We start from the raw sequence: 12,189 nt of genomic DNA, 5'->3' as shown, positions 1-12,189 counted from the left end.
CGTACAGTCATGGCCCTCTGGCGCCGTCGCCGCAACTGCGGCGCTTCCAGGCCAGGGGCGGCGCGGCGGCTGCGCGCCCAGCCGGGGGTGACCGTGGTCGACCTGGACGGCGCGTACGCCGTCTTCGACCTGGCCGCCGGCGTCGACGACCAGTCGGTGCTGCGCGCGGTAGTCGATCGTGGGCCGGTGCGCGCGTTCCGTCCCCCCCGTTACCCTTTTGATCGTCCCCAGCCGGGGACTCCTCGGTCGCCCGGCCCGGTATGACTTACTGCCCCTGTCGTTGATGATCCGGGGGGTGTTGTCGCCGGGTCGGGTGGCGTCGGCGGACCGCTGATAGGGACACGGCCACCCCGTGCGGGGTAGGTCTCTTCGTAACGTGGCTGCCGGCAGTCCGACGCCCTGACTGTGGCCGGGGAACCCACGCGACGAGGTGTGGAGGCGGGTCTGGTGCACGGCGGATACGGCGTCTTCCTCGGCTTGGACGTCGGTAAGGAAGGCCATCACGCGGTCGGGTTGACCCCGGACGGCAGACGGCTGCACGACGCGCCGCTGCCGAACACCGAGACCCGGCTGCGGCACCTGTTCGACAAACTCGGCCGTCACGGCGCGGTTCTGGTGGTGGTCGACCAGCCTGCCTCGATCGGCGCCCTGCCCGTCGCGGTGGCACGGGCGTGCGGTCATCAGGTGGCCTACCTACCCGGCCTGGCGATGCGCCGCATCGCCGACCTGCACCCCGGCAACGCGAAGACCGACGCCCGAGACGCCTACGTCATCGCTGATGCCGCCCGCACTCTGCCTCACACGTTGCGGCGGGTCGACACCGGCGACGAGACCCTGGCCGAGCTGGAAGTCCTCGTCGGCTTCGACGACGACCTCGCCGGCGAAGCCACCCGCATCTCGAACCGGATCCGGGGACTGCTCACCCAGATCCACCCCGCTCTGGAACGCGTCCTCGGCCCGAAGGTACAGCACAAGGCCGTCCTGGAACTGCTGTCCCGCTGCGGCGGACCAGCAGGTCTGCGCAAGGCCGGCCGCCGCAAACTGCTCTCCATCGCCACCGTCCACGCGCCCCGCATGGGCGAACGTCTCGTCGAGCAGATCATGACCGCCCTCGACGAGCAGACCGTCACCGTCCCCGGCACCCAAGCAGCCGAGGCGATCCTGCCCCGCCTCGCCGACAGCCTCCGCGACACCCTGCGGCAACGCGACCAGGTCGCCGGCGAGGTTGAAAGGATGCTCGATGCGCACCCTCTCGCCTCGGTCCTGACCTCGATGCCCGGCATCGGCGTCAGGACCGCAGCCCGGATCCTGCTCGAAGTCGGCGACGGCACCGCCTTCGCCACCCCCGGCCACCTCGCCGCCTACGCCGGCCTCGCCCCCGTCACCCGACGATCCGGCAGCAGCATCCGCGGTGAGCACCCACCCCGAGGCGGCAACAAACAGCTCAAACGCGCGTTCTTCCTCGCCGCGTTCGCCGCCCTCGCCGACCCCACCAGCAGGGCCTACTACGACCGCAAACGAGCCGAAGGCAAACGCCACAACGCCGCCCTCATCTGCCTCGCCCGACGCCGCTGCGACGTCCTCTACGCCATGCTCCGCGACAAGATCCCCTACCAACCCCGCCCGACCACGCCGATCGCTGCTTGACGAAACCCATAGGGACACCCCCCGGATCTCCCGGGCCGCGACGAGGCGGACGGCGTCGTGCGTGGTTATCGGGCGAGCTCGCGGAAGATCTCGGCCAGGGAGGGGTAAGGCAAGCTGCGGGACAAGGCGTTCATCTGGAGCACGGTCATTTTCCTGTCCGCGCGGGCGACGTCGACGCGGCGGTAGTCGACGGCCCACGGATGCTGGCGATGGACGAGGAACCGTCCGAGGTGGTCGACGTGCTCAGCGCGCGCCCGACCGTCGAGCTGCTCGACCCGAACGCCGTCGACCCGGCGCTCGCCTTCCTCATCCCGTACGCCTTCGCGTCCGTCTTCTTCGTCACGTCCCTGACGTTCGGACTCCAGATCGCGCAGAGCGTCACCGAGGAGAAGCAGACCTGGATCGTGAGAATCCTGGTAGCGGCGGTGCCGGTCCGGGCGCTGCTGGCCAGCAAGGTGGTCGGCGGGGCGGTCCTGGCCTTCGGGCAGATCGCACTGATCGCGGTCGGCGCGTACGTCGGGGCGTCGGTCGCCAGCGCGCCGGGCGACGTGCGCTGTTCCTGTCGCTGGCGGTCCTCGCGGTCACCGCGGTGGCGATGGTGTTCGTCGGCGCCCGGATCTACGAGGGGTCGCTGCTCAAGACCAGCGGCCGGACCCGCTTCGCGACCGGGAGGCCGCCCGCCTGTCCGACTGAGACACGTGCCGGCCCCGCCCGGGGGAGTCCCCCGGCGGGGCCGGGCGCGATCCGGTCAGCCAGCCGTGGCGGGGTCGCGGCGGCGCAGCAGGTAGGTGTCCATGATCCAGCCCTTGCGCTCGCGTGCCGCCCGCCGCGTCTCGACGATCTCCTGCGCCACCTCGGCCAGCGGCCCGGCGACCAGGATCTCGTCGGCGGTGCCGAGGTACGCCCCCCAGTAGATGTCGAGGTTCTCGTCGACGTGGCGGGTGAACGTGCAGTGCGCGTCGAGCATCACCACGATGTCGTCGACGTCCGGCGGCAGGCGATCGGCGATCCGCCGGCCGGTGGTCACCAGGAACGGGCGGCCGACCCGGTTCAGCCCGATCCGGTGCCGGGCGGCCAGCGTCGACACGCTGCTCACCCCCGGGATCACCACGTGGTCGACGTCGAGCTTCCCCCGGGCCTCGATCTCCTCGACCACGGCGAGGGTGCTGTCGTAGAGGGCCGGGTCGCCCCAGACGAGGAACGCCCCGGTGCCGCCGTCGGCGAGGTTCTCGGCCATCGCGGCCTCCAGCAGGTCGGCCCGGTCCCGCCGCCAGTCGTCCACCGCCCGGACGTACCCCTCGGCGGTGCGGTCCCGATCCGGGTCGCGGACCTCCACCACCCGGTGGTCGTCCCGGGCGAAGCGGCGCATCAGCTCCTGTCGCAGGGCGATGAGGTCCTGCTTCTCCACGCCCTTGTCGAGCACGAAGAAGACATCCGTCCGGCCGAGGGCCTCCGCCGCCGCCAGGGTGAGCTGGCCCGGGTCGCCCGCGCCGATACCGATGATCAGGATTGTCCGCACGGCGCTCAGTGTGCCCCAGGGCGGCGACGCTTCGCCGCCCGGTCCCGGTCGGGGGAGTAGAGGTAGCTGTCCGGGAAGGCGTCCGCGGCCAGCACCTGACCGACGATGATCACGGCGGTCCGGCGTACCCCGGCCTGCTCGACGGCGTCGGCGATGTCGGCCAGGGTGCCGCGCAGGATCACCTCGTTCGGGCGGCTGGCGTTGGCCACCACCGCGACCGGGCAGTCCTCGCCGTAGTGCACGGCGAGCTGGGCGGCCAGCTCCCGGGTCCGGGCGACCGCCAGGTGCAGCACCAGGGTGGCCCGGCTGCGACCGAGTTCGGCGAGATCCTCCCCGGCCGGCATCGGCGTGGAGCGGGCCTGGGTGCGGGTGAGGATCACCGTCTGCCCGACCGTCGGCACGGTCAGCTCGCGGCCCAGCGACGCCGCCGCGGCCGCGTACGACGGGACGCCCGGCACGATCTCGTAGGGCACGCCGGCCGCGTCGAGCCGGCGGACCTGCTCGGCGACGGCGCTGAACACCGCCGGATCGCCGGAGCAGAGGCGGGCGACGTCCTCCCCGGCGGCGTGCGCGGAGGTCATCTGCGCGACGATCTCGTCCAGGTTCAGGTCGGCGGTGTCGACCAGCCGCGCCCCGGGCGGGCAGACGGCGAGCAGGTCGTCCGGGACCAGGCTGCCCGCGTAGAGGCAGACCCGGGCGCGGGCCAGGATCCGCTGCCCCCGGACGGTGATCAGGTCGGCGGCGCCCGGTCCGGCGCCGATGAAGTACACGGTCACGGTCGTACCACCGCCCACTGCACCAACGGCCGGGCCGGTTTCCAGCCGGTGAAGCCACCCAGCGGCGCGGCCCGATCCACCGCCAGACGGGTCAGGTCGCCACCGAGGCGGGCGGCCCGTTCGCCGAGTTCGCGCTCACCCTCCAACGTGACCGCGTGGGCGACCAGCCGGCCACCGGGACGCAGCGCGTCCCACACCACGTCGAAGAGCCCGGGAACGCTGAGCCCACCGCCGACGAAGACCGCGTCCGGGGTGGGCAGGTCGGCCAGCGCCTCCGGTGCCCGTCCCTGCACGATCCGCAGGTGCGGCACCCCGAGCGTGCGGGCGTTCCCGGCGATCCGTGCGGCCCGCTCCGGGCGGATCTCCACCGCGATCGCGGCCGAGGCCGGGTCGGCGCGCAGCCATTCGACGCCGATGCTGCCGCACCCGGCCCCGACGTCCCACAGCAGCTCACCGCCGGTGGGGGCGAGACGGGACAGGGCCAGCGCGCGGGCCTCCCGCTTGGTCAGCGCCCCGTCGTGGTCGAAGGCGTCGTCGGGCAGCCCCGGCACCGTCGACAGTGGCCGGGTCCCGTCGGCGGCGACCACCCGGACGGCGACCACGTTGAGCGGGTCGCCGGGCGGTGCCGTCCACTCCCCGGCCGTACCGGTGACCCGCTCCTCCCGGTCGGCGCCCAGCGCGGCCAGGACGGTCAGTTCGCTGGGCCCGTAACCCGCGTCGGCCAGCGTTGCGGCCAGTGCGGCGGGGGTGTGCGCGTCGGTGCTGAGCACCAGCAGCAGCCGGCCGGGGACGAGGTCGCGCCGGACCCGGTCCAGGTCCCGGGCGACGGCGCTGTGCACGGTGACCCGCTCCACCGGCCAGCCCATCCGGGCGCAGGCCAGCGAGATCGCCGACGGGTGCGGCACGGTGTGCACCCGGTCCGGCCCGAGCAACCCCACCAGGTGGGTGCCGATGCCGTACCACATCGGGTCACCGCTGGCCAGGACGCAGATCCGCCGGTCGGCGTGGGCGGCGAGCAGGCCGGGCAGGGCGGGCAGCAGAGGCGTCGGCCAGGGCACCCGCTCGGCCCGGACCGATTCGGGCAGCAGGTCGAGGTGGCGTCGGCCGCCGACGACGACCTGGGCGTCCGTCACCGCCCGCCGGCCGGCCGCGCCGAGGCCGACCCAGCCGTCGGCGCCGACGCCGACCACGGTGACCGGGTCCAGGGTTGTCGAGAGGCTCACGCGGTCGAACGGTAGCCGAGGATGATCGGCACCTGTCGTGGCGGGGGTGGATGTGACATCATCTGCGGCGACGGCGCGGTGAGGAACACCGGTGGGTCGGCCCGGAGAGGTCGACGAGCCCGGGGCGGTCCCGCCACTGTGATCCGTCCGGCGGTGCCGCCGGGCGGAGAGCCAGACACTCGTCTCGCCGTCGCGTGCTGCCGGCGGACGCTCCTCCGGTGGCGCGGTCGTTGACCGGTCGCGGGCGAGGAGACCCGTGCGAGGTGAAAGGTGTGACCGTGCGGTCGTACCCCTTTTCCGCCGTCGTCGGGATGGACGACATGGCGTTGGCCCTCAGTCTCTGCGCCGTCTCACCCGGGATCGGCGGGGTGCTGGTGCGTGGCGAGAAGGGCACCGCCAAGTCCACCGCGGTCCGGGCGTTGACCGCGCTGCTGCCCCCGGTCGAGGTCGTGGAGGGTTGCCGGTTCTCCTGCGACCCGACGGCGGTCGACCCGCGCTGCCCGGACGGCCCGCACCCCGAGCCGGTGGCCTCCCGGGTGCGTCCCGCCCGCCTGGTGGAGCTGCCGGTGGGGGCCAGCGAGGACCGGGTCCTCGGCGCGCTGCACCTGGAGCGCGCCCTCAGCGAGGGCGTCACCGCCTACGACCCGGGCCTGCTGGCCGGCGCGCACCGGGGCCTGCTCTACGTCGACGAGGTCAACCTGCTGCACGACCACCTGGTCGACGTGCTGCTCGACGCGGCGGCCATGGGTCGGGCCACCGTGGAGCGGGAGGGCGTGTCGGTGACGCACGCCGCCCGGTTCGTCCTGGTCGGCACGATGAACCCCGAGGAGGGGGAACTGCGGCCGCAGCTGCTGGACCGGTTCGGCCTGACCGTCGAGGTCGCCGCCAGCCGGGACCCGCAGGTGCGGGCCGAGGTGATGCGCCGCCGGCTGGACTACGAGGCCGACCCGGAGGGGTTCGCCGCCCGCTACGCCGACGCCGACGCCGCCCTCGGTGACCGGGTCGCCCAGGCGCGCGCCCTGCTGCCGAAGATCCGCCTCGACGACGACACGGTGCTGCGTATCGCCGCGCTCTGCGCCGCCGCCGAGGTCGACGGGATGCGCGCCGACCTGGTCATCGCACGTACCGCCATGGCCCACGCGGCGTGGTGCGGGCGCACCCACGTGCAGGTGGGCGACGTGCGGGTCGCGGCGCGGCTGGCGCTGCCGCACCGACGCCGCCGCAACCCCTTCGACCCGCCGCAACAGGACCAGGCCGAACTCGAGCGGGCGCTCAGCGAGGCCGGTCTCGACGAGCCACCCCCGCCACCGGAGGACCCGGAACCGCCGCAGGGCCCGGACGGTCCCGACGGCCCGCAGGGCCCGGACGGTCCCGACGGCCCCGACGACCCGGGCGGCCCCGGGGGAGCAGGTGGACCCGAGGGCCCGGCCAGCGGGGACGAGTCGCCTCCGGACGGGCAGCGGCCCGCCGGGGAACCGTCGGCACCGGCCGGCTCCGGGCCGGCCACCCCGACGCCGGTGCCGGCGGGCGCACCCTTCCGCGCCCGGCTGCTGACCGTGGCCGGCACCGGTGCCGGCACCGCCGGCCGGCGCTCCGCCGCCGTCACCTCCGTCGGCCGGACCGTGGGCACGGCGCGGCCCACCGGCCCCGCCTCCGGCCGTCCCCACCTGGTGGCCACCCTGCGGGCCGCCGCGCCCCACCAGCGGATCCGGGGCCGGCGTGGCCCCGGCATCCTGGTCCGTCCGGGGGACGTCCGCCTGCCGGTACGCCAGGGGCGGGAGAGCAACCTGATCCTGTTCTGCGTGGACGCCTCCGGCTCGATGGGGGCCCGGCAGCGCATCGGCGCGGTCAAGGCGGCGGTGCTGTCCCTGCTGCTCGACGCCTACCAGCGGCGGGACAAGGTGGGCCTGGTCACCTTCCGGGCCGCCGACGCGGAACTGACCCTGCCGCCGACGTCCAGCGTGGACGTCGCCGCCGCCCGGCTGGAGGCCCTGCCGACCGGCGGACGGACCCCGCTGGCGGAGGGGCTGCTGCGCGCCCGCGAGGTGCTGCGCGTCGAGGCGATCCGGGACCCGCGTCGCCGTCCGCTGCTCGTCGTGGTCACCGACGGGCGGGCCACCGCCGGGCCGGAGGCACTGCCACGTGCCCTGCGCAGCGCCCGCCTGCTGGCCACCGACGGCGTGCCCGCCGTGGTGGTCGACTGCGAACAGGGACGGATCCGGATGCGCCTGGCCGCCGAACTCGCCGCGAGCCTGGCCGGTGAACACCTGCCGTTGGCCGACGTCGCCGCGCCCACCCTCACCCAGGCGGTGCGCTCCCGCACCGCCGTCCGACACGGAAGCGGGGCAGCCTGATGCCACAGGGACAACCGGTCGCCGTTCCCGACGACGGCCTCACCACCCGGCAACGGCGCAACCGGCCGCTGCTGATCGTCCACACCGGTCAGATGAAGGGCAAGTCCACCGCCGCGTTCGGCCTGGCCCTGCGCGGCTGGAACCAGGGCTGGTCGATCGCCGTCTTCCAGTTCGTCAAGAGTGCCAAGTGGACGGTGGGGGAGGAGAACGCCCTCACCACGCTCGGCCGGGTGCACGAGGAGACCGGCCAGGGTGGCCCGGTCAGCTGGTACAAGATGGGCGCCGGCTGGAGTTGGAGCCGTACCCAGGGCACCGAAGCGGACCACGCCGCCCAGGCCGCCGAGGGCTGGGCGGAGATCAAGCGCCGGATCGCCGCCGACGAGCACGACCTGTACGTGCTCGACGAGTTCACCTACCCGATGAAGTGGGGCTGGGTCGACGTCGACGACGTGGTGGCCACCCTCCGGGACCGCCCCGGCCGGCAGCACGTCGTGATCACCGGGCGCGACGCGGACCCGCGCCTCGTCGACGCCGCCGACCTGGTGACCGAGATGACCAAGATCAAGCACCCGATGGACGCCGGCCAGAAGGGCCAGCGGGGGATCGAATGGTGACCGCTCCGCCCCGGATCCTGGTCGCCGCGCCGGCCTCCGGGCAGGGCAAGACCACCGTCGCCACCGGCCTGATGGCGGCCCTGCGGCAGCGTGGCCTGACCGTCAGCGGCCACAAGGTGGGCCCCGACTACATCGACCCCAGTTACCACGAACTCGCCACCGGTCGCCGGGGCCGCAACCTCGACCCCTTCCTCCAGGGCGAGCAGCGCGTCGTGCCGCTCCTGCTGCACGGGGCCACCGTGGGCACGCCCGCCGACGTCGCCGTGATCGAGGGCGTGATGGGCCTGCTCGACGGGGCCGTCGGCCGGGCCGGCTTCGCCAGCACCGCCCACGTCGCCCGGCTCACCCGCACCCCGGTGCTGCTGGTGGTCGACGTGTCCGGCACGTCCCGCAGCATCGCCGCGCTGGTGCACGGCTTCGCCACCTTCGACCCGCAGCTCACCGTCGCCGGGGTCGTCCTGAACAAGGTCGGCTCCGCCACCCACGAGGCGGAGATCCGGGAGGCGCTCGTCTCCACCGGCGTGCCGGTGCTCGGCGCGCTGCGCCGGGACGCGTCGCTGGACACCCCCAGCCGGCACCTCGGGCTGGTCCCGGTCGCCGAACGGGCCGCCGCGGCCCGCCGTACCGTCGACGCGCTCGCCGCCCACGTCGCCGCCGGGGTCGACCTCGACGCGGTGCTCGCCCTCGCCCGCCGCGCGCCCGCCCTCACCGGCCCGGCCTGGGATCCGGTCGCCGAACTCGGCGGGTTCACCGCCGACGCCACCGTCGCGGTCGCGTCCGGGGCGGCGTTCACCTTCCGGTACGCCGAGACCGACGAACTGCTCAGCGCCGCCGGCCTGCGCCTGGCCACCGTCGACCCGCTGCGCGACGAGACGCTGCCCGCCGACTGCGCCGGCCTCTACCTGGGCGGTGGCTTCCCCGAGGTGTACGCGGCAGACCTCTCCGCCAACCGACCGATGCGCGAGGTGGTGGCCGCGCACGCCGCCGCCGGCCTGCCCGTGGTGGCCGAGTGCGCCGGCCTGCTCTACCTCGCCCGGGACCTCGACGGCGCGCCCATGGCCGGGGTGCTCGACGCCACCGCCCGGATGACCGACCGGCTCGTCCTCGGCTACCGGGAGGCCCGCGCGGTCACCGCCAGCGTGCTGACCGACGCCGACGACCTGGTCACCGGGCACGAGTTCCACCGCACCCGGGTCGACCCGGTCGGCGAGCCGACCCACGCCTGGCGGTTCCGGCCCCGGCCGTCCGTGGCGCACGGCACCACCAGCCACGCCGTGGACGGCTTCGTCGCCGGACCCGCCGCCACCGTGCACGCCTCCTACCTGCACGTGCACTGGGCCGGGCACCCCCGCCTGGCCGCCGGATTCGCCGCCGCAGCACACGGGCACCGCAGCGGCACGACTATCTCCGTCCCGCGCCGCTCCGAGGAGGACACCGTGGACCCGACGCCCACGCCGGCGGTGCCGCCGTCCCATGCGGACGGCCCGGTCACCGGCCGGGTGACCCTGGTGGGAGCCGGCCCCGGCGACCCGGACCTGATGACCCGGCGCGGACTCGACCGGCTCGCCGAGGCCGACGTCGTGGTCGCCGACCGGCTGGTGCCGCACGCGCTGCTGCGCGAACTGCGGCCCGGGGTGCGGGTGATCGACGTGTCCAAGGTGCCCCGGGGGGCGTTCGTCCCCCAGGAGCGGATCAACGAGATCCTCGTGGCGGAGGCCCGCGCCGGCCACCGGGTGGTCCGACTCAAGGGGGGCGACTCCTTCGTCTTCGGCCGGGGCATGGAGGAGGTCCAGGCCTGCCAGGCGGCGGGCGTCCCGGTCGAGGTGGTGCCCGGCATCTCCAGCTCGATCTCCGTACCGGAGCTGGCGGGGGTGCCGGTCACCCACCGGGGGCTGACCCAGGGCTTCACCGTCGTCTCGGCCCACCTGCCCCCGGGCGATCCGGGCAGCACCGTCGACTGGGCCGGGGTGGCCCGCGCCAACACCACGATCGTGCTGCTGATGGCGGTGCAGACCCTCCCCGACGTCACCGCCGCGCTGATCGGTCACGGCATGGACCCGGCGACCCCGGCGGCCAGCATCGAGAACGGCGGTACCGAGGCGCAACGGGTGCTCACCGGCCGGCTGGACGACATCGCCGACGTCGCCGCCGCGCACGGGCTGCGTCCACCGGCCATCACGGTGATCGGCGAGGTCGCCGCGTTCGCCCGTACCACGCACGCCTCGCCGTCGGCCGCCGTCTGACCCCTCCTTCCCATGGGGGTCGGCGTTCAGCTCTCCTCAGCTCCGCCTGAGGTCGAAGGCCGTCTCCGCCAGTCGGAGACGGCCTTCTTCGGCTGGGCCAGGCAGGGCCACCGGGCCGCCACCGGCCTGGTCGTCGAGGACGTCGCTAGACCGTCGCCAGGATCATCGCCAGCTCCGCTGGACGCGTGATCATCGGCCAGTGGCCGGAGTCGATGTCGACCAGGTCGACCTGCTTCGCCCGGGCCAGCTCGGGCACCTCTCCGGCGGCGATCCACTCGCGTGCCTGGGTCGGCGTGAACTCGGGGCACACCACCACGACGGGTACGTCGAACCGCCGCTCGTCGGTCAGCTGCACGAGGCCCCTGGCCACGCCCTCGGGGACCGGGATCGCCGCCGCCGTGAACGCCTGCCGCGCCGGCTCGTCCAGGTCCGCCGCGTCCGCTCCGTCGAACGGCTCCCAGCCGGGGAACGGCATGACGCCGTCGACGATCGGGAAGAAGTCCGCGTACGGCTGCCCGTTGCCCGACGGGAACCCGCCGATCAGCACCACCCTGGCCACGCGTCCGGGCCGCGCGTCGGCTGCCAACCAGGCCAGCGTGCAGACGGCGGAGTGCCCCACCACCACCGACCCGCCGGGCGCCGCGTCCACGGCGGCGAGCACCGCGGCCACCTGGTCGGCGAGTGTCGCCGAGGTGTTGCCGTCGCCCTGGCCCGGCAGGGTCACCGGTACCGCGTGACGGCCCCGTTTCGTCAGCTCGGCCGCGACACCGGTCCACGCCGAGCCGTCCAGCCACAGGCCACCCACGAGCACGATCTGTTCTTCGGTCATGCGACCAACCTAGACGAGTAGTTCCGAAACCCGGTCAGTGGTCGTAAGCGATCAGTGACCGGGTGACGGGGGCGCCGGTCTTGTTGTTGTGCCAGATCGCGGCGGCCATGGCGAGCAGGCGTTGGGCGACACGGACAGCAACACCGGCGAAGGTCCGTCCGCCGTGTTGTTCCAGGTCAAGCTGACCCTTGAGGGTGTCGTTGACCGACTCGATCAGTTGTCGGACCTTCTTGAGCATCGGCTCGCCGTAGCGGGCCTTCTCCCGCTTGCGCGACGGGCGCAGCAGTTCGATGCCCTGCTCGGCCAACTGTCGCTCGAACGGCTTGGAGGCGAAGCCCTTGTCGCTGATCAGCAGGATCCCGTCGTGCTCGGCGACCACGCCGGCCTCGACGTCCAGCATCGCGGCGAGGACCTCGCGTTCGCCGATCTTCGGGTTGGCCAGGGCCCACAGGATCGGCATGCCGGTCGGGGTGCACACCAGGTAGAGCCGCAGGCCCCAGAAGAAGCGGGAGTGTGAGGCGCAGTAGCCGTATCCGGCCCAGCCGGCCAGGTCGGAGCGTTGCACGGTGGGGCGGGACATACCGCAGGGTATCGGCGTGGAGTCGACGATCCAGTGGTTGTCGAACCAGAAGTCACTGTCGCGGGCCAGGTCCCGGATCGCCTTCTTGATCAGTGGGAGGGCGGCGCGGAGCCGTTTGTTGTAGCCCGATCGCTGCGGCAGGTAGGGGAACATGCCGGCCAGGTGGATACGGGCGTAGCGGATCCAGTGGGCCTCCGAACGGGCACCGAGCAGGACCTGCGCCACGGCCAGGCAGACCAGCTCGGAGTCGGTGAGCAGCGGTGGCCGGCCTCGCCACCGGGGCGTCCGGATGGTGTCGTCGATCTTCACGTAGAGTGCGGTCAAGAGGGTGTCCAAATCTTGCGTCACAACACGATCTTGGACGCCCTCTCTTCATGCCCAGACATCGACCCCTGACATCGGAA

Annotated in this window: 10 protein-coding genes and 2 pseudogenes; 7 read left to right on the top strand and 5 right to left on the bottom strand. The window is 73.9% G+C overall.

Annotation, left to right across the window (positions count from 1 at the left end; all coding sequences use genetic code 11):
* Positions 1–9 precede the first annotated feature (9 nt).
* The 3 genes and pseudogenes from GA0074694_RS24445 to GA0074694_RS24435 form a co-directional block, all read left to right on the top strand.
* Entirely contained in the window at positions 10–264 is a 255-nt protein-coding gene (locus GA0074694_RS24445; protein ID WP_425413634.1) for a hypothetical protein, read from the top strand.
* 183 nt (positions 265–447) lie between these two features.
* Complete coding sequence (locus GA0074694_RS24440; RefSeq protein ID WP_141714320.1) at positions 448–1,647, top strand: IS110 family RNA-guided transposase; 1,200 nt, start codon at positions 448–450, stop codon at positions 1,645–1,647.
* A 155-nt stretch (positions 1,648–1,802) separates the two neighbouring features.
* A pseudogene (locus tag GA0074694_RS24435) lies at positions 1,803–2,168 on the top strand (ABC transporter permease); the annotation flags it as partial.
* A gap of 227 nt (positions 2,169–2,395) precedes the next feature.
* Here GA0074694_RS24435 and cobF read toward each other — a convergent pair.
* Genes cobF through cbiE form a run of 3 tightly spaced genes read right to left on the bottom strand, consistent with a single transcriptional unit; the run spans position 2,396 to position 5,165 of the window.
* Complete coding sequence (gene cobF / locus GA0074694_RS24430; RefSeq protein ID WP_091462330.1) at positions 2,396–3,166, bottom strand: precorrin-6A synthase (deacetylating); 771 nt, start codon at positions 3,164–3,166, stop codon at positions 2,396–2,398.
* Positions 3,167–3,171: 5 nt separating this feature from the next.
* Positions 3,172–3,942: a precorrin-4 C(11)-methyltransferase gene (gene cobM / locus GA0074694_RS24425; RefSeq protein WP_091463874.1), complete on the bottom strand. Its 771-nt coding sequence runs from the start codon at positions 3,940–3,942 to the stop codon at positions 3,172–3,174.
* Complete coding sequence (gene cbiE, locus GA0074694_RS24420; RefSeq protein ID WP_091462327.1) at positions 3,939–5,165, bottom strand: precorrin-6y C5,15-methyltransferase (decarboxylating) subunit CbiE; 1,227 nt, start codon at positions 5,163–5,165, stop codon at positions 3,939–3,941. Before cbiE ends, cobM begins: the two co-directional genes overlap by 4 nt.
* A 311-nt stretch (positions 5,166–5,476) precedes the next feature.
* Here cbiE and GA0074694_RS24415 point away from each other — a divergent pair, with 311 nt between their 5' ends.
* The 4 genes and pseudogenes from GA0074694_RS24415 (at position 5,477) to cobA (ending at position 10,376) form a co-directional block, all read left to right on the top strand.
* Positions 5,477–7,519, top strand: a complete 2,043-nt coding sequence (locus GA0074694_RS24415) for a magnesium chelatase subunit D family protein (protein ID WP_218105868.1) — start codon at positions 5,477–5,479, stop codon at positions 7,517–7,519.
* On the top strand, positions 7,519–8,133 hold the full coding sequence (cobO, locus tag GA0074694_RS24410) for a cob(I)yrinic acid a,c-diamide adenosyltransferase (RefSeq protein WP_091462325.1): 615 nt from the start codon (positions 7,519–7,521) through the stop codon (positions 8,131–8,133). The genes GA0074694_RS24415 and cobO overlap by 1 nt, the downstream gene beginning before the upstream one ends.
* Positions 8,127–9,512: pseudogene (locus GA0074694_RS32360) on the top strand (cobyrinic acid a,c-diamide synthase CobB); the annotation flags it as partial. The gene cobO and the pseudogene GA0074694_RS32360, both read left to right, overlap by 7 nt.
* 57 nt (positions 9,513–9,569) lie before the next feature.
* On the top strand, positions 9,570–10,376 hold the full coding sequence (cobA, locus tag GA0074694_RS33220; protein ID WP_281190379.1) for a uroporphyrinogen-III C-methyltransferase: 807 nt from the start codon (positions 9,570–9,572) through the stop codon (positions 10,374–10,376).
* A gap of 145 nt (positions 10,377–10,521) precedes the next feature.
* On the opposite strand, the gene GA0074694_RS24400 is transcribed toward cobA, so the two are convergent.
* Together GA0074694_RS24400 and GA0074694_RS24395 are read right to left on the bottom strand one after the other, a co-directional pair.
* Positions 10,522–11,205 carry an alpha/beta fold hydrolase gene (locus tag GA0074694_RS24400; RefSeq protein WP_091462320.1) on the bottom strand — a complete coding sequence of 228 codons (684 nt, stop codon included), beginning with the start codon at positions 11,203–11,205 and terminating at the stop codon, positions 10,522–10,524.
* A 34-nt stretch (positions 11,206–11,239) separates the two neighbouring features.
* Positions 11,240–12,133 carry an IS982 family transposase gene (locus GA0074694_RS24395; protein ID WP_091462317.1) on the bottom strand — a complete coding sequence of 298 codons (894 nt, stop codon included), beginning with the start codon at positions 12,131–12,133 and terminating at the stop codon, positions 11,240–11,242.
* Positions 12,134–12,189: the final 56 nt, after the last annotated feature.

This window comes from Micromonospora inyonensis (genome assembly GCF_900091415.1).
Lineage (GTDB): Bacteria > Actinomycetota > Actinomycetes > Mycobacteriales > Micromonosporaceae > Micromonospora > Micromonospora inyonensis.
The sequence above is the reverse complement of the archived record's forward strand: the minus strand, read 5'-3'. Positions and strand labels throughout refer to the sequence as shown.